The organism is Streptococcus oriscaviae, from assembly GCF_018137985.1.
Lineage (GTDB): Bacteria > Bacillota > Bacilli > Lactobacillales > Streptococcaceae > Streptococcus > Streptococcus oriscaviae.
On sequence record NZ_CP073084.1, the window covers coordinates 1778115 to 1797825 of the forward strand.

General features: G+C 42.8%; 24 protein-coding genes. 16 read left to right on the plus strand and 8 right to left on the minus strand.

Annotated elements, in window-relative coordinates; all coding sequences use genetic code 11:
- Window positions 1-2 precede the first annotated feature (2 nt).
- The 8 genes from INT76_RS08990 to INT76_RS09025 all read left to right on the plus strand — a co-directional run bounded on the left by INT76_RS08990 (window position 3) and on the right by INT76_RS09025 (window position 6742).
- Complete coding sequence (locus tag INT76_RS08990) at window positions 3-371, plus strand: hypothetical protein (RefSeq protein ID WP_212570100.1); 369 nt, start codon at window positions 3-5, stop codon at window positions 369-371.
- Window positions 349-744 carry a phage holin family protein gene (locus INT76_RS08995; protein WP_002943563.1) on the plus strand — a complete coding sequence of 132 codons (396 nt, stop codon included), beginning with the start codon at window positions 349-351 and terminating at the stop codon, window positions 742-744. The genes INT76_RS08990 and INT76_RS08995 overlap by 23 nt, the downstream gene beginning before the upstream one ends.
- Window positions 745-750: 6 nt before the next feature.
- Window positions 751-2220 (plus strand): LysM peptidoglycan-binding domain-containing protein, encoded by a 1470-nt coding sequence (locus tag INT76_RS09000; protein ID WP_212570101.1) that lies wholly within the window; start codon window positions 751-753, stop codon window positions 2218-2220.
- 166 nt (window positions 2221-2386) lie between these two features.
- Complete coding sequence (locus tag INT76_RS09005) at window positions 2387-2788, plus strand: RNA polymerase subunit sigma-70 (RefSeq protein WP_212570102.1); 402 nt, start codon at window positions 2387-2389, stop codon at window positions 2786-2788.
- Window positions 2785-2946 carry an SHOCT domain-containing protein gene (locus INT76_RS09010; protein ID WP_017643178.1) on the plus strand — a complete coding sequence of 54 codons (162 nt, stop codon included), beginning with the start codon at window positions 2785-2787 and terminating at the stop codon, window positions 2944-2946. The genes INT76_RS09005 and INT76_RS09010 overlap by 4 nt, the downstream gene beginning before the upstream one ends.
- Window positions 2947-3002: 56 nt before the next feature.
- Window positions 3003-4211: a recombinase family protein gene (locus INT76_RS09015; RefSeq protein ID WP_212570103.1), complete on the plus strand. Its 1209-nt coding sequence runs from the start codon at window positions 3003-3005 to the stop codon at window positions 4209-4211.
- A gap of 2 nt (window positions 4212-4213) precedes the next feature.
- Entirely contained in the window at window positions 4214-5779 is a 1566-nt protein-coding gene (locus tag INT76_RS09020) for a recombinase family protein (protein WP_212570104.1), read from the plus strand.
- Window positions 5780-5911: 132 nt separating this feature from the next.
- Window positions 5912-6742: a Cof-type HAD-IIB family hydrolase gene (locus tag INT76_RS09025; RefSeq protein WP_249116144.1), complete on the plus strand. Its 831-nt coding sequence runs from the start codon at window positions 5912-5914 to the stop codon at window positions 6740-6742.
- Window positions 6743-6786: 44 nt separating this feature from the next.
- Here the strand turns inward: INT76_RS09025 and INT76_RS09030 are convergent, their stop codons facing one another.
- The 4 genes from INT76_RS09030 to INT76_RS09045 all read right to left on the minus strand — a co-directional run bounded on the left by INT76_RS09030 (window position 6787) and on the right by INT76_RS09045 (window position 9943).
- Window positions 6787-7569, minus strand: coding sequence for an ABC transporter permease (locus tag INT76_RS09030; protein WP_212570105.1), 783 nt, complete (start codon window positions 7567-7569; stop codon window positions 6787-6789).
- A 1-nt stretch (window position 7570) separates the two neighbouring features.
- Entirely contained in the window at window positions 7571-8350 is a 780-nt protein-coding gene (locus tag INT76_RS09035; RefSeq protein WP_212570106.1) for an ABC transporter permease, read from the minus strand.
- A complete protein-coding gene (locus INT76_RS09040; RefSeq protein WP_212570107.1) occupies window positions 8343-9326 on the minus strand; it encodes an ABC transporter ATP-binding protein in 984 nt (327 codons plus the stop codon). The genes INT76_RS09035 and INT76_RS09040 overlap by 8 nt, the downstream gene beginning before the upstream one ends.
- A 107-nt stretch (window positions 9327-9433) precedes the next feature.
- Window positions 9434-9943, minus strand: a complete 510-nt coding sequence (locus INT76_RS09045; protein ID WP_212570108.1) for a phosphatidylglycerophosphatase A family protein — start codon at window positions 9941-9943, stop codon at window positions 9434-9436.
- A gap of 186 nt (window positions 9944-10129) precedes the next feature.
- Between INT76_RS09045 and INT76_RS09050 the strand changes: the two genes are divergently transcribed.
- Together INT76_RS09050 and INT76_RS09055 are read left to right on the plus strand one after the other, a co-directional pair.
- Window positions 10130-11023: an ABC transporter ATP-binding protein gene (locus INT76_RS09050; protein WP_212570109.1), complete on the plus strand. Its 894-nt coding sequence runs from the start codon at window positions 10130-10132 to the stop codon at window positions 11021-11023.
- Window positions 11020-12228 carry an ABC transporter permease gene (locus INT76_RS09055; RefSeq protein ID WP_212570110.1) on the plus strand — a complete coding sequence of 403 codons (1209 nt, stop codon included), beginning with the start codon at window positions 11020-11022 and terminating at the stop codon, window positions 12226-12228. Before INT76_RS09050 ends, INT76_RS09055 begins: the two co-directional genes overlap by 4 nt.
- 90 nt (window positions 12229-12318) lie before the next feature.
- Here INT76_RS09055 and INT76_RS09060 read toward each other — a convergent pair whose 3' ends face one another.
- From INT76_RS09060 to INT76_RS09075, 4 genes are all read right to left on the minus strand, one after another.
- Complete coding sequence (locus INT76_RS09060) at window positions 12319-13389, minus strand: DUF4097 family beta strand repeat-containing protein (RefSeq protein WP_212570111.1); 1071 nt, start codon at window positions 13387-13389, stop codon at window positions 12319-12321.
- Entirely contained in the window at window positions 13386-14144 is a 759-nt protein-coding gene (locus INT76_RS09065; RefSeq protein ID WP_212570112.1) for a DUF1700 domain-containing protein, read from the minus strand. Before INT76_RS09065 ends, INT76_RS09060 begins: the two co-directional genes overlap by 4 nt.
- Window positions 14131-14457, minus strand: coding sequence for a PadR family transcriptional regulator (locus INT76_RS09070; RefSeq protein ID WP_212570113.1), 327 nt, complete (start codon window positions 14455-14457; stop codon window positions 14131-14133). The genes INT76_RS09065 and INT76_RS09070 overlap by 14 nt, the downstream gene beginning before the upstream one ends.
- Window positions 14458-14605: 148 nt before the next feature.
- Complete coding sequence (locus INT76_RS09075; protein ID WP_212570114.1) at window positions 14606-15409, minus strand: formate/nitrite transporter family protein; 804 nt, start codon at window positions 15407-15409, stop codon at window positions 14606-14608.
- 222 nt (window positions 15410-15631) lie between these two features.
- Here INT76_RS09075 and INT76_RS09080 point away from each other — a divergent pair, with 222 nt between their 5' ends.
- The 6 genes from INT76_RS09080 to INT76_RS09105 all read left to right on the plus strand — a co-directional run bounded on the left by INT76_RS09080 (window position 15632) and on the right by INT76_RS09105 (window position 19711).
- A complete protein-coding gene (locus tag INT76_RS09080; RefSeq protein WP_212570115.1) occupies window positions 15632-16237 on the plus strand; it encodes an NUDIX hydrolase in 606 nt (201 codons plus the stop codon).
- 94 nt (window positions 16238-16331) lie between these two features.
- Window positions 16332-16478 carry a hypothetical protein gene (locus INT76_RS09085; RefSeq protein WP_212570116.1) on the plus strand — a complete coding sequence of 49 codons (147 nt, stop codon included), beginning with the start codon at window positions 16332-16334 and terminating at the stop codon, window positions 16476-16478.
- A 353-nt stretch (window positions 16479-16831) separates the two neighbouring features.
- Entirely contained in the window at window positions 16832-17599 is a 768-nt protein-coding gene (locus tag INT76_RS09090; protein WP_212570117.1) for a DeoR/GlpR family DNA-binding transcription regulator, read from the plus strand.
- A 205-nt stretch (window positions 17600-17804) separates the two neighbouring features.
- Window positions 17805-18227, plus strand: a complete 423-nt coding sequence (gene lacA, locus INT76_RS09095) for a galactose-6-phosphate isomerase subunit LacA (protein WP_002935225.1) — start codon at window positions 17805-17807, stop codon at window positions 18225-18227.
- Window positions 18228-18253: 26 nt separating this feature from the next.
- A complete protein-coding gene (gene lacB, locus INT76_RS09100) occupies window positions 18254-18769 on the plus strand; it encodes a galactose-6-phosphate isomerase subunit LacB (protein WP_024408802.1) in 516 nt (171 codons plus the stop codon).
- 9 nt (window positions 18770-18778) lie between these two features.
- Entirely contained in the window at window positions 18779-19711 is a 933-nt protein-coding gene (locus INT76_RS09105; RefSeq protein WP_212570118.1) for a tagatose-6-phosphate kinase, read from the plus strand.

A 19711-nucleotide genomic window follows, 5' to 3' on the forward strand; every position in this document is an offset into this window, starting at 1 on the left:
CTATGGCACTACTCAATATTGACAAAGTAACAGAACCATTTGATTTGGAGACAGCCCTATCTTACATGCGTAAGAATGGAGAGTTCATACGTTGTAAGACAGCCGAGCAGGATTTTTACATGTATCTTGAAGAAGTAAGGCGACCTGCCATTAAAAATGGAAAGCGGCAGTTGGTTACAACAGAAACAGTTTGGGCATTTAATCAGTGGGGCAGTACCACATTAACACTGAACCTTTCTGATCTGTTCCATGATTGTTTCTATCTGATGCGGTTTGATGAGAACGGTCAACCAGATTGGTCAGACCCTTCCATTGTGCAGGAAGGGTCAGTAGAAAGTGAGGTGACCGATGAAGGAATTGTTAACACTTAATAAGATTTTATTTTCCATGATTGGAGGCTTGATTGGTAGTCTATTTGGAGAGTTGGATGGTATTCTATATGCCCTACTGGTCTTCATTATTATTGACTATCTAACAGGAATTTTTGCGGCAGTTGTAGAGAAACAATTGTCAAGTAGTATCGGTTTTCGTGGCATCTTTAAAAAGATAGCCATTTTATTTTTAGTTTCAATTGGTCATCTGATTGATACAGCTATTATCAAGCAGGGTGGAACAATTCGAACCATGGTTATATTCTTTTATCTCAGTAATGAGGGGTTAAGCATTCTAGAAAATACCGTTCGAATTGGTCTACCAATACCTGAGAAACTACAAGCAATCCTAAAACAAATCAACGAGAGGTGAGAAGATATGGGAATACATCTAGTCATTTGTGGTCATGGCCAGGGGCGAACAGGCTATGATCCTGGAGCAGTGAATGCCAAACTAGGCATCACAGAAGCAGGAAAGGTTCGAGAATTAGCCAAGTTAATGTCTAAGTACAGTGGACAACAGATTGATTTTATTACCGAACAAAATGTTTATGATTATCGGAGTATTACTAGTATTGGTAAGGGATACGACTCAATTACTGAATTGCACTTCAATGCATTTAATGGCAGTGCCAAAGGTACAGAAGTCTTGATTCAATCCTCCTTAGAAGCAGATAAGGAAGATATGGCAATCCTATCTCTCCTTTCACGTTATTTCCAAAATCGTGGTATTAAGAAGGTAGATTGGCTCTATAATGCCAACCAAGCAGCGAGTCGTGGATATACCTATCGTTTGGTGGAGATTGCCTTCATCGATAATGAACAAGATATGGCGATTTTTGAAAACAAGAAAGAGGATATTGCGAGAGGTCTTGTGTCAGCAATAACAGGAGTTGAGGTCAAGACAATAGTTCCCCCGACCCCCAGTTCAACCGTTGGGAGTTCAAGAACACCTTCAAAACCAATCTATCTTGTTGGTGATAGTCTTAGGGTGTTGCCTCATGCGACTCATTATCAGACTGGTCAGAAAATCGCTAACTGGGTCAAGGGGCGTACCTACAAAATCCTCCAAGTGAAGAATGTTCACCAGTCCAACAGTAAGAGAGCTTATCTACTTGATGGAATCAAGTCATGGGTGCTTGAGCAGGATGTAGAAGGAACAACTAAAGGCCATAGTGAGCAGACCTATCAAGCACAGAAAGGCGATACGTATTATGGTATTGCTCGGAAGTTTGGTTTGACAGTTGATGCCTTTCTTGCAGTAAATGGCTTGAAGAAGACGGATATTTTAAGAGTTGGACAAACTCTAAAGGTCAACGCAGTTTCAAGGACAACAACCGCTATTCCAACCAGTGTTGCAAGTCGTGTGGTTGCGTCAGCTTTATCTAAGGTCGGTCAAAAGGTGACCGTTCCATCTAACCCTTATGGTGGACAGTGTGTTGCCTTGGTAGATAAGATTGTTCAAGAACTTACGGATAAGAATATGTCCTATACTAATGCCATTGATTGTTTGAAGAAAGCAAAATCAAATGGTTTCCAAGTAATCTACGATGCTTGGGGTGTGAATCCTAAAGCAGGTGATTTCTATGTCATTCAGACGGATGGTTTGGTCTATGGGCATATTGGTGTTTGTGTGACGGATTCAGATGGAAAAAGTATTGATGGTGTGGAACAGAATATTGATGGATATTCTGACCATAATAAGAACGGTATCAATGACCAATTAGAAATTGGTGGCGGTGGGATCACTCGTCGTGTGAAACGTCAATGGATGGCGGATGGCTCACTCTATGATTCTACTGGAACAGTTAAACTCGGTAAAGTTGTTGGTTGGTTTAGAATTTCATAATTTAGTTATAAGCCTGGTGGAAACATCAGGCTTTATTTTTTTTTGCCTTTTTTTCAATAAGTGCGGAAAAATTACTCCCAAACCTACCTAGTAAGGTAGGAGGAATAAAATTATATTTGGACTAAACTGTTCACAATTTCCCCTAGTAGGTAGAAGGAGGAATAAAATGACCCCAGAACAAAAAGTAGCTATTCGCTGTTTACGAGAACATGGTCTTGGTTATAAAGCCATAGGTATAAAACTCAATTTATCTATTAATACCATTAAGTCATTTTGTCGTAGAGAGGTAATAAAAGCAGGCGATAAAACTGATGACGAACTGCCAGATTATTGTCATGCTTGTGGTCGTGTTTTGACGCATATAGACGGTAAGAAAAAGAAACGCTTTTGTGGAACATCCTGTCGTCAAACATGGTGGAACAGCCATTTGGAGGAAGTCAATCGACAAGCCTATACCGAGCATGTCTGTTTGGCTTGTGGGGGTGAGTTTACCTCCTACGCTAATCCTAAGAGAAAATATTGTAGTCGTAAGTGCTATGTGACTGCTAGATTTGGAGACAAGAAATGACAGAACAAGACTTTCAACAAGAACTTACCTACCAACTGACTATGGCACAGGCAAAGCAGCTCCTGTCCCAGGGTCTGATTTCTGAAGCCATCTTCCAAGAATTTAAGGCAAAAATGCTCGAAAAATATGAGCCTTTTATGAGCCAATTAGTGGCCTAAAGACTTGATAAATAAGGGCTTTAGAGTGATATATAATAGCGAAAGGAGATGTATCAATGAAACAAATCAAAACGATACAAGCCCAGAAGGTAACTGCCATTAAAAGGTTAAAGGTGGCTGCATACACTAGGGTTTCGCATACGAGTTTACTCCAGTCCTTATCCAATCAAGTCAGCCACTACAGCCAAATGATACAGGCAAATCCTGAATGGGACTATGTGGGAGTTTACAGCGATTCAGCCATTAGTGGTCGCAGTCAAGCTTATAGACGAGACTTTCAACAGTTACTTGAAGATTGTCGTAAGGGTAAGATTGACCTTATCTTAACCAAGTCTATTTCACGCTTTGGGCGAAATACGGTGGAGCTTTTGGAAACTGTTCGTGAGCTGAAGCGACTTGGTATCAGTGTTCGCTTTGAAAAGGAGAAGATTGACACCCTAACCGCTGAAGGGGAGTTGCTTTTAACCCTGCTTGCCTCCATGGCTCAAGAAGAATCACAGTCTATCAGTCAAAACATCAGATGGCGAGTGAAGAAACGCTTTGAAGAAGGGAAACCTTATATTCCTCAAGACATCTTTGGCTATCGGTGGAATGGCGACGAGTATGTGATTGAACCCCATGAAGCCTCTATTGTCAGGCAGGTCTTCGAATGGTATATGGAAGGACTTTCAGCCCCTAAAATAGCTAAAAGGCTTGATGATAGGGGTGAGCGAACAAGGCTAGGGAATCGCTTCACTAAACGAGTCATCTATAACATGTTTGATCAAGAAGCCTACTGTGGACGACTGATTTTACAGAAGACCTTTCGAGATCAATTTGGCAGTCGCTCCATTCCAAATGATGGGCAGATGGCGAAGTATATCGTTGAGAATGCCCATGAAGCTATTGTGACACCGGAGTATTTCCAACTGGTCAATCAAGAGAAAAAGCGACGTGCTAGGAGGAGAGTCTCAAAGCACGATGCTCTAGCAAAGTTACAAGGCAAAGTATATTGTGAGCATTGTGGTTTAGATATGCTTTTGACTGTAGAAACCAAATCCAATCAGGAAAAGCGAGTAAGGTATTACTGCAGGACAAGAGATGCCAAAGGTGTTGAGGCTTGTCTAGGACGTACTATTACAGAAGAACAACTTTTTCAAGCTTTTGGCGAGACCTTAAAGGTAGAAGATATTCACCATATTTCTTTTAATAGCGTGACCAATGAAGCTAAAGCTACCTATAGAAATGGAAAAGAAAAACACATCATCATTCAGAAAGGACGGTAGGCATGAAAAAAGTCATCACGATAGAACCAGCTAAACAAGTAAGCCATAAGGTTGACCTGCCGAGCTTTACCAAACGACGAGTGGCAGGCTATGCCAGGGTATCAACTGATCATGAAGGCCAGACGACCTCCTACGAAGCTCAGATGAAATACTATACAGACTACATCAACAGTCGCTCGGATTGGGAATTTGTCAAGATGTATTCAGACGAAGGGATTTCAGGGACTAATACCAAGGCACGGATTGGCTTTCAACGGATGGTGGAAGATGCCCTTGACGGAAAGATAGACCTTATCCTGACCAAGTCGGTCAGTCGGTTTGCCAGAAACACGGTTGACTCCCTCTCAACGGTTCGGAAGCTCAAGGAAGCAGGAGTTGAAATCTATTTTGAAAAGGAGAACATTTGGACCTTTGATTCTAAAGGGGAGCTTCTGATTACCATCATGTCAAGTCTAGCCCAAGAAGAGAGCCGTTCCATTTCAGAGAACGTGACTTGGGGTAGACGACGCCAGTTGGCTGAAGGGCAAGTGACCTTTTCCTATAGCCAAGTTTTAGGCTTCAAGAAAAGTGACACGGGTGGTTTTGAAATAGACCATGAGGAAGCTAAGATTGTTCGGTATATTTTTCATCAGGTCTTATTGGGAAACAATCCCAACAAAATCGCAAGGGAGTTGACTGCCCAAGGAATTCCGACCCCACAAGGGAAAAGGAAGTGGAGTTATGGCACGGTCAAGCGTATGCTTCGGAATGAAAAATACAAAGGGGATGCTCTTCTTCAGAAAAGTTTTACAACCAATTTCTTGACGAAAAGCACTAAACCCAATGAAGGAGAGCTTCCACAGTATTATGTGGAGAACAGCCACGAAGCCATTATCAAGCGTGAAGTCTTTGATTTGGTTCAAGTTGAATTGGATAAGCTGGAGAAGAAACGGCAAACTAGTAACATCTTCACAGGACGTCTGTTCTGTGGTGACTGTGGGGGAGCTTTTGGAAGTAAGGTGTGGCACTCCACCAGCAAGTACAAACGAACCATTTACCAGTGCAATGCCAAGTACAAGGGCGAGCATAAATGTCGGACACCTCATGTGACTGAGGAAGAAATTAAAGCCTGGTTCCTCTCAGCTATCAATCAACTTCTCAGTAATCGAGATGAGATTATCGCAAATACAGAACTCTTAATTGACATGGCAAAAGACACCTCGCCACTTGAATCTAGGATTGATGACTTGGAGCATCACCTTGAAACCATACGACAAGACATCAAGGACTTGGTCGATAGGAATGCGAGGAAGGCTCAGAATCAAGAACTCTACCAAAAGCAGTACGATACCCTAGTAACAGCCTACCAAGAAAAACAGAAAGAGTTGCAGGAAACTAGGTCATCCTTGGAAGAGCAGAAAAGTAAGAGAATTAGCCTAGATGGTTTTATCCAACAACTCAAAGAGCAGGACGACCTCATCACAGACTTCAACCAAGAACTCTGGCAGACCAGTGTTGAGAGACTAGACATCAAAGTGGGTAAGAAAATCAGCCTGACATTCAAAAATGGCGTACGGATTGATTTATAGAAGACAAGGGCGTGTCAATTCTGCACGTCTTTTTGGTGTTTCTGTGTTATAATAGAAGAAGTTATATTAGGATTCGAGTTGCACACCCCTTTAGGGTTTTGCACCCCCTTGAAAGGGAAAAGGTTAGATTGTATGATAAAATTAATCGCAACAGATATGGACGGCACTTTTTTGGATGAGCGCGGCAGCTTTGACAGGGCACGCTTTGAGCGGATTTTAAGTGGGCTCGAAGACCGACAGATTCCCTTTGTTGTGGCAAGCGGTAACGGTATGGAGCGCTTATTGAAGCTCTTTGAAGGCTTTGAAGACCGCATTATTTTTGTGGCGGCAAACGGTGCCCATCTCTATGAAAAAGGAATGACAAAAGTTCAAAAGACTCTATCTCTCCAAGCGATAGATGCTATCTTGAACTATTATAAAGGGCACTTGACGGACTACTGCGTCATGCTGGGAACCGAAACGTCCATTTATATGCAGGAAGGGGCTGTTCGTCCCTTTGATGGGCATACCAGTATTGAACCCCAACAGCTGGAGGCTTTTCTCAGAAGGATTTCCTTCTTACCTGATTTGACCCATTATCCAAAAACGAGAACTGTCTATAAAGCGGGCTTGTGGGTCAAGGAGGAACTGGTGGATGATGTGGTGGCTCGATTTAACCAGCAATTTTTAGGGGAGATGGAGGCAGTGACCAGCGGTTATGGTTCGATAGATATTTTGCCGGCTGGCATCCATAAGGCTTGGGGATTGGAACAAATTTTGAAGGAATTAGCCATTCGCCCTGAGGAGGTCCTAGCCTTTGGTGACAGTGACAATGATTTGGAGTTGTTGTCCTATGCAGGATATTCCTACGCCATGGCTAATGCACACGAACGGGTCAAACGCGCTGCCAAATACCAAGCTCCTTCTCACAGAGAAGCTGGGGTGATGACCGTGATTGAAGAGCTCCTATTTGGAAATAAGTAGATAAAAAAGAAAGCTTCGTGTCGTAACGGAGCCTTCTTTTTGTATCAATTGCCGACACTGGTAAATTTGGTCATGCCATATCGAAACAACTTGTAGTTGACGGAGAAAACGGCGATTAGAACAAGTGGGAGAAGTAAGCCCCACATCGATAAATCAAGGAAGTAGAGGGCTGGGAAATAGGCCGTAAAAGCGTAGGGGAAGATAAAAATCAAGAAAAATTGAATGACCTTGGGATAGATGTTGATGGGATACTGGGCCATTTGATTGAGCGAGAAGATTCCCACTGTTAGCGGGAAGGATTCAACAATCCAAAAGGCTAAGGCTGTTGGCCCTAGTTGGATGGCTGCGTAGAGCAGACCAATGCAGAGGCAGATGAAAACCAATAAGACCAGTTTCCACACAGACCACTCAAGGTTCAGAAGCTGAGAGGACTGAACTAGTGCAAGCAAACCGATGGCTGTTGTTCCAAGCCCCTGTGGCTGGATACGCTCGCAAATCAGCTGAAAGAGTGGATTGACAGGCAGCAGCAGGAGGCGCTCAAATTCTCCCCGACGAATATAGCGGCTACCAAACATCCAGAGATTATCAAAGAAAATCAAGTGAATGGATCGGCCGACCGTGCTAATGCCATAAATAAAGAGCATCTCACCATAGCTAAAGCCTGCAATTTCCTTAATATTGCCAAAGAGAACATTTAGAAAAATCAGGTAGACAATTTGTTCTACCAGAGAGGACAAGAGGCCGATGAAAAAGTCCACTCGAAAGGACATCTGAGCCATCATGAACACCTTGATATTGTAAACATAGAGTTGTAGGTATTTTTTCATCTTAGCCTCCAAAAATAACAATGCGGCGTTGGGCCTGCTGCCACAGTACACCGATAAAGAGGAGCAGAATCGGAATCCAGACTAACTGGATTCCCAGAGGCAGCAAATCCTTCTCTTTCCCCAAGAGAATGGTAACAGGAACATTGACGGCGTAATTATAGGGAAGAAAAGACAGAACCTTCTCAACAGCATCAGGATAGAAACTCAAGGGCAAAAGGGCACCGGAAGCAATGTTAAACAAACCGTTGCGCAGTACATAGATTCCCCAAGCATTGACCGTAAAAAAGGTCGCAAAACCAAAGGCCAAATCCAGAAGCTGAACGATAAAGACCCCCAAGATACTGCTGATAAGAAAGACGAGCATTGTCTGGATGTCTGGCAGGTAAAAATCCATTTGAAGACAGAGAATCAGAGCGAAAATCAGTAAAAATTTGAAGAGCTCGACGCATTTCATCCCCAAATCTTTGAAAAATAAGGCAACAATAAAGGAATAGGGCCGTAAAAACTCCCCGGCAATCTGACCTTGCAAAATAGAGTGTGACAGTTCTTCTCCTATCGAAAAGGAGTTTAGACTGGCAAGCAGATTAGCAAAGATAATGTAGCTGGTAAAGCTGGCCAAGGTATACCCATTGACCTCTGGCTGGCTGAAAAAAATCGTCTGCCAAACATAGAGGGAAACCAGAATCCGAGCTAAGAGGGAGATGATATTGGCCAGAAAGAAGGCCTTGTATTGCAGGGCCGTCATCATGCTCAGGCGGGTCATGTAGAGGTACTTACGCATGCAATCCCTCCTCATAAATCTGCTTGACAATAGTTTCAATGTCCAGCTCCTTCATGGTCACTTCCTCAATGCGGTAATCCCTGAACATCTGCTCAATAATCTGGGCGCTGGTCCACAGAGCGGTTTCATAGTGAAGAGTGATATGATAGTCGTCCTTAACATCCACCTCAATACCCGGTCTGTCGAGTGGCGGCAACATGGGATGCTCGCTAGAGAAGCTGATGGTTTTCACCTGTGAAAAGCGTTCTTTCAGCTGAGTCAGTGAACCGTCATAGACCTTACGCCCCTTGTCGATAATAAAAATCCGCTCACAGAGGCTTTCGATGTCCTGCATATCGTGAGAAGTGATGAGGAAGGTTGTCTGGTGCTGCTGGTTCATATAGCGAATGAAGGAGCGAATTGTTTCCTTGACGCTGGCATCCAGACCAATGGTAGGTTCGTCCAGAAAGACAATAGCCGGCTGGTGGATAAAGATGGCTGCAAATTCACAGCGAACCCGTTGGCCCAGCGAGAGATTGCGTACGGGCTGGTTTAGCATGTCGTCTAAGTCAAGCAATTTTTTCAGACGGTTCAAACGTTCATTGAAGACAGCATCTGGTACATCATAAATTTTAGCGTGAAGTACAAAGGATTCATAGACAGGAAGGTTCCAGTCCAGATGGGATTTTTGACCAAATAGCACGCCGATTTGTTTGTTGACGGCCTTGCGGTTTTCTTGTGGAGCCAGACCGTTGAGTGTCACAGCTCCATAATCAGGGTAGAGGACTCCCGTCAACATCTTGATGGTCGTGGATTTCCCTGAGCCATTCGAGCCAATATATCCGACAATTTCCCCCTTGCTCACGGACAAGGAAATGTCCTGAACAGCTGGGATGGCTTTCTTTTGCGGTTTAAAAAAGGCTTTGATACTCCCTTTTAATCCAGGCTCCTTAACGACGACCTGATAGGTTTTGCTGATGTGGTTGGCTTCAATCATACTTAACTCCTTTTAGGAAAACGTTTGCGCAAGAGTATTGTAGCATATTTGACCAGGCTTGACAAGAGATGATTTGCACACAAAAACAGCAGGAAAGACCTGCTGAACTAGTTTTGGTTCGTAATGTAGCTTTTAGCGGGGTCGTTATGGGCAATGCGGCTGGCAGCAGCAGCAGCGATGGCACTGACAATATCGTCCAAGAAGGTATGGCAGGACGGTCCGATTTTACTGTCCAGATGGGCGATAACTCCAGGTTTTACCTTGTCCAGATAGCCATAGTTGGTAAAACCAATCGAGCCGTAGAGATTGACAATGGATAGGGCCAAAATCTCATCAATACCATACAGACCGGCATCCTTTTTCAAAATATCCAACAAGGGCTGGGAGAGCTTATTCTGCTCTGCCAGACAATCCAGTTCGATACCGGTGATGATAGCGTTTTGGACTTCTCGCTTTTGCAAAACGGATTCGACACTCTCTAGACATTCCTCCATTGTCAAATGGGGAATGTACTTGTTTTGCAGAAAGAGAACCAACTCGGCCATCTGCTGCAGCTCAATTCCTCTTTCTGCCAAGAGTTGCTTGCAATGATTGTATAAATACTGTTCATGATTCATAAAACTACCTCACTTTTCTCTCTAGTGTATCAAAAAAGAGAAAGAAAATCTTTGGAAATTATGAAATTGAGTTGCATTTTATTGAAACTATCTAAAGAGAAGAGTGCTAAGGATGGATATGTTTTTAAAAACAAATCTTTACTTTTTGGGCGGAAGGCGTATAATAGATGGAAAGGAGGTTGTTTCATGTTAAGCATTTCACAGTTATCTAAACACTACGGTGAAAAAGAAGTGCTCAAGGGTCTGTCTTTTGAGATTCCATCCGGCAGCATCTGCGGCTTGGTCGGCAAAAACGGAGCCGGCAAGACCACGCTTTTTCACTCCATTTTGCGCTTTGTCAATTATGAAGGCGAAATTTTGCTAGATGGAAAATCCCTGACCGTAGATCGCTATCGAGATATAGGCTATCTGCCAGAAGAACGCAGTCTAATGCCCAAACTGACGGTCTTTGAGCAAGTCCGTTATCTGGCTAGTCTCAAAGGGATGACCAGCAAGGAGGTCAGTGAAAAATTGCCGATCTGGATGGAAAAACTAGAGGTCAAGGGCAAGTTGACAGACAAAATCAAGAGCCTGTCCAAGGGGAACCAGCAGAAAGTTCAGCTGATTATCACCCTGATTCACGAGCCTAGTCTTATCATTCTTGACGAGCCCTTCTCTGGTCTGGATCCGGTTAATACTGGTCTTTTGAAGCGCGTCATCTTAACTGAAAAAGAACGTGGAGCGACCATTATCTTTTCTGACCATGTTATGACCAATGTTGAGGAATTGTGCGACCAGCTGGTGATGATTCAAGACGGTGATGTGGTGTTGAATGGTGGTATCCAGGAAATCCGTCGTCAGTTTGGCAAAACTCGCCTCTTTGTTTCAGCCGATGTACCGCGTGAACGCTTGGAAGGTCTGCCTCATGTGCTCTCCATACAGATGACCAACCAAGATAAGTGGCGGTTGGTTTTGGATGACGAAGGAGCAGGGCCAGAACTTTTCCAAGCCATCAGCGGCGGAAGCTATCTGGCAACCTTTGACCAGCAAGCACCAACCATTGATGAAATCTTCAAAATCAAATCGGGGGTGGCAGAATGAACTCACTATTTTTAGTTGCAAAGGAAACCTATCTCCGTCAGGTTAAGTCTTGGTCTTTTGTCTTTATGGTCTTATCACCTTTTCTGATGATTTTCTTCTCACTGGGTGTTGGGTACTTGACAGGAACGAGCATAGGCCAGGGTGGGCAGGAGATCGCTCTTATTAGCCAAGACCAGTCTGTCCAGTTCGCTTTTAAGGACGTGGAAGGTCTGACCTTCGATTACACTGATGAAACGAGTGCTAAAAAAGCCCTCAAGGATGAGGACTTACTGGGGTATCTGACGGTGGATGTGGCAGAAGGCCAGCTACGAGCTGTCTATCATGGCAATGATTTGCCGAATAAAGAGGTTGATACGGCTGTTCAGCAGATCTTGACGACCCTTCAGAACCAGTTGAATAGAGAGCAAGCTCAGCTGACCAGCCAGCAGCAGGAACTATTAGCACGAATTCCGGACTATCAGGTTGACTTGGAGGAAAACAAGGAATATGAAAAGATTGGCAAGTTTGTCCTGTTTTTCGCTCTGACTTTCCTCCTTTATGTGCTAACTATGATTTACGCTTCAACAACGGCTCAGGAAGTAGCTAGTGAGAAGGGAACCAAGATTATGGAGGTTATCTTCTCCAGTGTGCCGGCTTCGACTTATTTCTATGGTCGAATTCTAGGAATTTTCATGGTTATTGCTACGCATCTGGGCATCTATGCCCTCGGTGGTTTGGGAAGCTACCAGTTCGCTAGTCTGGCCATGTTGAGCTTACAGGACAATCCCATTGTCCACAGTATTCTAGCAGGTTTTGACTGGTTCTTTATCTTCTTTGCCCTTTTTGGTCTGGTTTTAATTGTTGTCATTGCCGCCCTTTGTGGTTCTTTGGTCGTTCGCCAAGAAGATGTCAATAAGGCTGTGCAACCAGTCATGTATCCGATTATTCTAGGCTTTATTGGCTCTATGTCTTTGGGGCAGCAGGCCCAGGAGCATATCTTAATCAAGCTGGGCTCCTATATTCCCCTTTTATCCACCTTCTTCATGCCAATCCGCATCATCAACGGTTGGGCAAGCAGTGTAGAAGCAGGGATTTCCCTTCTAATCCTCATTGCTACCACGGCAGGCGCTATTTACTTTATCGGCAAATCCTATGCAGGCCTCATTCTTCAAACCGATGACATCGGACTTTGGAAGAGCTTGAAAAAAGGCTTGATGATGAAGTAGCCAACATACCTAGGTACAAATCAAACATTCAAAAAAGACTTAAAGCTAGAGCTTTTAGAAGCGCAGCTTTAAGTCTTTTTGTTCTCCAGTCTACGGGTTGAAGACTTTTTCTCTGAAATTGATGGTACCATTGATTGCTTGAATCGTCAGTTTGTTCTTGCTGTCTTTTTTCTCCACGGTCACCTTTTCTTGGTCTTCTTGTTTGGTTACAGTTAGGTGAGCGTATTTCTCGGAGGTGAAGATACCGATGTTTTGGAAGGCTTCTTCCAGATATGGCTCCTCTTTGAAGATCTGTTGCAGGTTCAGTTCTTCCCCTCCTTGACCGGAATAGCCATAGTAGCCCATGGCTTCTACAAAAGCTTTTGGGTCAATACTTGTTGTTGCGTCAAGCCCCGTATTAGCAAGAGTTTGCTCGCTCAGGTCAACATTGGTTGCTACTAGATTGCTTTCTGAGAGGAAGGTCACCTGACCGATGATGGTTAGGTTTTGGGCTTCTAAATTTTGATAGTAGTCAATCTTTGTGGCCTCCAGACTAGAATCCTTCATGACCACATGACCGGCTTCTGAATGGACGGTCGCATTTTTCAAGACAGATTTATTCAGATAGAGATAAGGAGCCTGGACGCTGGCTTTTTCAATACTAGTATTTTCGGCTGCGATATTACCAATAAAGTCCAGCTCGGCGATGGCTACATCTGTCAAGGAAAGAAGGGCACCATATTGAGTGCCAGAAAGCTTGTTCAGCTTGCTTCCCTTGGGCAGTTCAATCTCAACGCGATATGTGGCCAAGTCGCGTGAAGCTAGGATTTCACCTCCCAGTTGCAGGATTCCTTTCACTTGCAGAGGGTCTTCTGATGCTTGTTCCAGTCTTAGAATGCCATCTTTTTCAGATACTTCAAGGACAGGTCCTAGGTAATTAGTTTGCTTGTAGTAGCGAACATGAACTTTTTGGTCAGGAGATTCTTGGATATAAAATTCCTTTGACAACCCCGTAATCTGAATTTCGCTAATCTTATTGTAGGTTTTCTCGATGAGTTCTGGCTGGCTGATGTCCTCCAGCTGAGCTACCCCACCAGAGAAAAAACCGATTCCCGCCAGTATCAAACCAGTAATTAGACTGACAAAACCAATGATGAGAGAGATGGTTAATTTCTTTTTCATGATGTTTTACCTCGCTTGAGAATCCACTGGAAGAAGGTTTTGACAAAACGCCCAGACCAGTAGGCAAAGTAGCCTGTCAGGATGTAAAGCAGGATGGCTCCACCGATGAGTGAAAGCCCACCGCCAAATCCCATGAGAAAAACAGAGAATGCTTGGGGTAACAGGGCAAAGGCTTCCCAAATCAGATAGGCTCCAAGGACAGTCAAACAGATACCAAGGCCAAAGGCTGCCAGGAGAAAGACAATAATCACTGCAATTAACCCCAAGAGGAGCAAGAGGAGCAAGAGGAGCAGTGGTAGGGTGATGGGGAGGGTCGCAACTGCCAGAATGGCTAGCCATAGCGTTTTTCTCGTTTTCCTCCATTCGTTGATGTTCTTGCCCAAGAAGAAGGCGCCGACCAACAGCAGTAGAAAGACCATCAAATAGCCCAGAAACTCTCCTGCCAGCAAGAGAAGAAGGGAGAGGGTAAACAGCACTCCCATTGCTAGCCAACTAAACCAGCGGAACAGCATTTTCTCTTTGGAAGGCTGAGACTGGTCTTCTTGAGCTTCTTCGACCTGACGGTTGAGCATATTGTTGATTAGCTCATTGGCAGCTTCCTTGGGTGTGCCCAATTCTTCGATGAGATAGGCTTCCCGTTCGGGGCCGGCCTCGTCAAAATATTCCTTGAAAAAGCCAATGGCCTCTTGGTATTCCTTATGAGGCAGTTTTTTCAGATATTTTTCCAACTGGGCCATGTATTCAGTTCTTGTCATGGCGCACGCTCCCTTCTATAATACCGTTGATGGTTGACGTATACTCATCCCAATCCGCTTTTAACTGAACCAGCTGTTCATGACCTAGCTGGGTCAAGCTGTAATATTTTCGGGTTCGACCCTGAAATTCTCTGGAGTAGGTGGCCAGAAAGTCACTTTTCTCCAGCTTTTTGAGGATGGGATAAAGGGCTGATTCCTTGATGTTGGCGACCAGCTTGATGGTTTGACAGATTTCATAACCATAGGAATCATCCGATTCCAAGATGGCCATAATCAGAAATTCCGTCAGTATGGCAGGTACAGGAAAGGCCATAGGACACCTCCGTTTAGTATGTTGAAAAAACGCATATATAAAATTTCTGTATATATAAAATATAAACCTATTCGCTCAAAAAGTCAAGTGATTATAGACAAATTTAGAAGAAAAAAAGAAAGGCCCCAAGGACCTTTCTAGCAATCGATTAGTCAATATACAATTTTGATTTGTTGCTGAGCCAGCTGTAAAGGAAACCAATCAGGATACCACCGCCGACAAAGTTGCCGAAGCCAGAGAAGAAGAAGTTAATGAGAACAGACCAAACAGTCATTCCTTCCACAGGGCCACCAAATGAGAAGAAGGCCAATGAGAAGGTAGAGAAGTTGGCGATAACGTGCTCAAAACCAAGGAAGGCAAAGATGAAGATGATAAAGATAAGGGAAATGACACGCCCTGCATCATCCTTCATCCGCATGGAGATGAAGACAGCGATATTCACGACGATGTTAGCAAAAATCCCTTCCACAAACTGGGTTAGAGGAGTCTTCATCAACTTGGCAGTCGTTGCCTGAATCAGGTAACTGTGTTCGTTCAGATGCCCTACTTGATAAGGTTGGGTGAAAGACAGCAAGTAACAGACGATTACTGCACCGACAAAGTTGAAGAAGATACAGGTTGCCAAAATTTTAAAGGCTGTTTTAGCAGGAATGACCTTTCTGTGAACGGCAGAGGTCATATACATCATATTAGAAGTACCCAGCTCAGCGTTCATGTATAAGATCATAACCAGACACCAACCGAACATGAGACCGTAGCCGAACTTGCCCAGTCCATCTACGATGTGGTTGAGTTTGTCCGCTACATAGGCAGAGATTGCCAAACCAATCGCCAGATAGACACTGGCCATAATAGCCCGAAGAGCATAGGCGAAGTAGTTGCTTTCAATCAAGTCTGCTTTTTTCTTAATACTCTTATCAATATTATAAATCAATGTATCGTGTTCTGCCATGACGATAACCTCTTCACTAAAATTTGAGATGAATCTCACAATATATGAGTATACCAGAAAAATATAAAAATAGTAAGAGATTTTGTGGAAAAAATATGAAAATCTTCAAGTAATCGTTACCAATCCGACAAGCTGTGAAAATTGTCTGTGTCTAACGAACATGATATAATGGAAAGAACCTTATCACCATCGCAGAAAGGCCCCAGTAAGGGAAGAAAAAGTATGTTAGATTCGATTCACTCTATCTTACAGGACTATCAGCCAAAAATCTTAGGCGAAAAACGCCGCTACGCTGTCCTCTTGCCCTTGATTTGGCAGGAAAACACCTGGCAGGTTCTTTATCAGGTTAGAAGCGAGTCTATCTCTCAGCCAGGGGAGGTTTCCTTTCCCGGAGGCGCCTTGGAAGAAGGAGAGAGCTATGCACAGGCGGCTGTCCGTGAAGCCAGAGAAGAACTCAATCTAAAGGACGCTGACATTGACCTTCTGGGAGAAATCGACTACTTAGTCTTTGGACAAACGACTATTCACTGCTTTGTCGGCCAGCTTAAGCTGGCTGACTGGCGACAAATCAAGCCCAATGAAGAGGTCGCACGGCTTTTCACCGTTCCGCTGGAGAGCCTGCTTGAACAGGAGCCAACCTACTATTCCCTGACTTCTACGGTAGATGCCGACAGTGCCTTTCCTTTTGATCGTATCCGTAATGGACAGGACTATCCCTTCAGTCACAATGCCCGTCGCATTCCCTTCTATGACCAACTGGGAGAAACCATCTGGGGCATGACAGCCCAGTTTACCCACCGCTTCACAGAAATCGTGAAGGAAGCTTAGTATCCAAAAGCCTTGACAGTAGCAGCTCAAGGCTTTTTATAGCTCCTATTGGCCAATTGTTTGCTGAGCTTTATCCAAGCAAATTGGAAAAGATATGAAAAACACGGACTTGTGGGGGCATTTGACGATTATGATGCGCAAGGTGTCATCCCCTAAATCTGCTAATCACGTTATTCACGTCTTCAAACAAAAAACAGTCCTTGTCTTATTATCGGACTTTGCGGCAGTGTTGAGTGAGTAAAATAAATCGCTATATTGCTGGTATTCATATGCTGGAAAGTTGTTTTAAGGAGTTCGAGCATTCTATCTCCGACCAGAAAAAGGTACTGCAAAAGAATGCAATAGTCTATCTAAAGGATTTTCACCAAAGAGCTTAGAACCGTATATCTTTAAAGAATACTTCGCAAAGTATTTACTGTAATTTTTTTCTAGAGCCGTTTGGCTCTCTTTTTCTTCCCTTCTTTTCACTAATGTGATATCTTTTCAATTGATTTACGGTTAGAAATAACTCCATCAACATTAACAAATGTTCAAAATTCCAACAGATTCTTGTTTATTTTTGATATAATGTAGAAAAACAACAAAGGATTAAACATGAATAAACGAGAACGACTAGAAGAAATTACACGATTGGTAAACAAAAAAGGCACAGTTCGAATTTCTGAAATTGTTGAATTGCTAAATGTTACTGATATGACTGTTCGACGTGATTTTATTGAATTGGAAGAGCAAGGTGTCTTAACAAAAATTCACGGTGGTGCTAGAAGTAATAAGGCTTTTCAATATCGGGAATATTCCCATTCTGAGAAACACATTCAGAATAAGGAAGCCAAGCAAGAGATAGCGGAAAGGGCTGCACAACTGATAGAAGATGGAGACACGGTATTTTTAGGTCCAGGAACAACAGTGGCCTTTCTGGCTGAGGCCATTAAAAATCCTCGCCTAACAGTCATCACAAACTGTATGCCTGTTTTTACCATCCTATCTCAAAAGAAGACCGAGGAGTTTCAAGTCTTTCTTCTGGGGGGAGAATATCGCCAAGTGACAGAATCTTTTGTAGGAGAAATTACCAATACAAGTTTAGAAAAAATGCGATTCAGCAAGATTTTCTTTTCAGGTAACGGACTTAAGGGAACTGATGTCATGACCTCCACCTTAGCGGAAGCCTATACGCAAAATATTGCCATTAAACATTCTTTAGAAAAATATCTACTGCTGGATGCCTCGAAAATTGGAAAAGATGATTTTACTTCCTTTTGTGATTTGAATGATGTAACTGCTCTAGTGACCGATATGACTGCAAAGGATGAAAATTACCAATTATTAAGTAAGCACATCGAAATGATCACTACAAAATCATAAAGTTATCAAAACCAACAGCTAAATGTTGGTTTTTTGTTTGTATACGAAAAAAATAAACAAAAATCAAACAAAAGTTGTTGACTTTATGTTTGTTTGGTTGTATAATTTAAACATAAAAAGCGAAAACGCTTTTTCTAAGTTTTGCAAAACAAAGATTTTCTGCCAAATATGGCTACAACTTTCTATTTTTGTTAGGAGATAGGTTATGACAATCATTATCGGTGCTGATCCAGCGGGTTCAAAACTAAAAGACGTTATTAAAGATTATTTGCTAGAAAAATCATATGACTTTAAAGATGTCAGTGATGGAAGTGATTTTGTTGATACAACTTTGGCAGTAGTTGCAGAAGTTAATCAACAGGAAGGAAATCTAGGCATTGTGATTGATGCTTATGGTGTTGGTCCATTTATGACCGCAACTAAAGTCAAAGGCATGATTGCTGCAGAAGTTTCAGACGAACGTTCTGCCTATATGACAAGAGGACACAACAATTCGCGTATTATTACAATCGGTAGTGAGATTGTAGGAGAAGGAATTGCTAAAAATATCGTTAAAGGATTTGTTGAAGGTGAGTATGATGGTGGCCGTCACCAAATTCGTGTCGATATGCTAAATAAAATGTGCTAATTGTTGTAAACAAAGGAGAATAAGAGATGAAAATTGCAATCGGTTGTGACCACATTGTAACCTATGAAAAAATCGCTGTGGTAGATTATTTGAAAAATCAAGGATATGAAGTGTTGGACTTTGGGACTTATGACAATGTTCGTACTCATTACCCAATCTTTGGTAAAAAAGTTGGTGAAGCAGTTGTGAGCGGGCAAGCAGATTTGGGAATTTGTATCTGTGGAACAGGTGTTGGAATCAACAATGCTGTAAACAAGGTACCTGGCGTTCGATCAGCCTTGGTTCGTGATATGACCTCCGCACTCTATGCAAAAGAAGAGTTAAATGCCAACGTCATTGGTTTTGGTGGGAAAATTACAGGTGAGTTGCTCATGTGCGACATCATTGAAGCCTTCATTAAAGCAGAATACAAACCAACTGAAGCAAACAAACGTTTGATTGAAAAGATTGCTGCAGTTGAAACGCTCAATCAAGAGCAGGCTAATCCAGAGTTCTTTACTGAATTTCTTGAAAAGTGGGATCGTGGAGAATACCACGACTAGGAGGCTCACATGATTTTAACAATCACTTTAAATCCGTCAGTTGATATTGCCTATCAATTGGATACCTTTCATTTGGATACGGTCAATCGAGTAGAAAAAGTTCAAAAAACAGCTGGTGGTAAGGGGCTCAATGTCACACGAGTTTTGAAACAAATCGGTGAAGATGTTGTAGCAACAGGCTTTATTGGCGGTGAGATTGGAAGTTATGTAAAGAAACAACTCACTCGAAATGATATTAAAAATTCCTTTGTGGAAATTGGGAGCGAAACACGTAACTGCATTGCGGTTCTTCACGATGGCCAGCAGACGGAGATTTTAGAACAAGGACCAACTATTCAAGAACATGAAGCCTTGAATTTTATAGAACATCTTGAAATCATCCTGAACAATGTAGATGTTGTTGTTATTTCAGGAAGTTTGCCTAAGGGACTTGCTAGCAATTATTATGTTGAGATTGTAGAACTTTGTAAAAAATGCGGTGTAGCTGTTGTTTTGGATTGTTCTGGTGAGGCGCTGAAAAACGTTTTAGAAAGCCAGCAGAAGCCGACTGTGATTAAGCCGAATACAGAGGAGTTATCACAATTGATTGGTAAAGAAGTTACTGATGATATTCAAGAGTTGAAATCAGTTTTGTCTGGTCAACTTTTCCAAGGAATTGATTGGATAGTCGTCTCATTAGGGGCACAGGGGGCTTTTGCCAAGTACAAAGACAAGTTCTATCGTGTCAGAATTCCAAAAATCAAAGTCGTCAATCCAGTAGGATCAGGAGATTCAACTGTTGCAGGTATTGCAGCAGGTTTGGTACATGCTTTACCTGAAGCAGAATTATTAAAAAATGCTAATGTTTTAGGCATGTTAAATGCCCAGGAAGAACAGACGGGTTACGTCAATTTAGAAAACGCAGAATCGTTGTATTCTCAAATCGAAGTCGAGGAGGTTTAA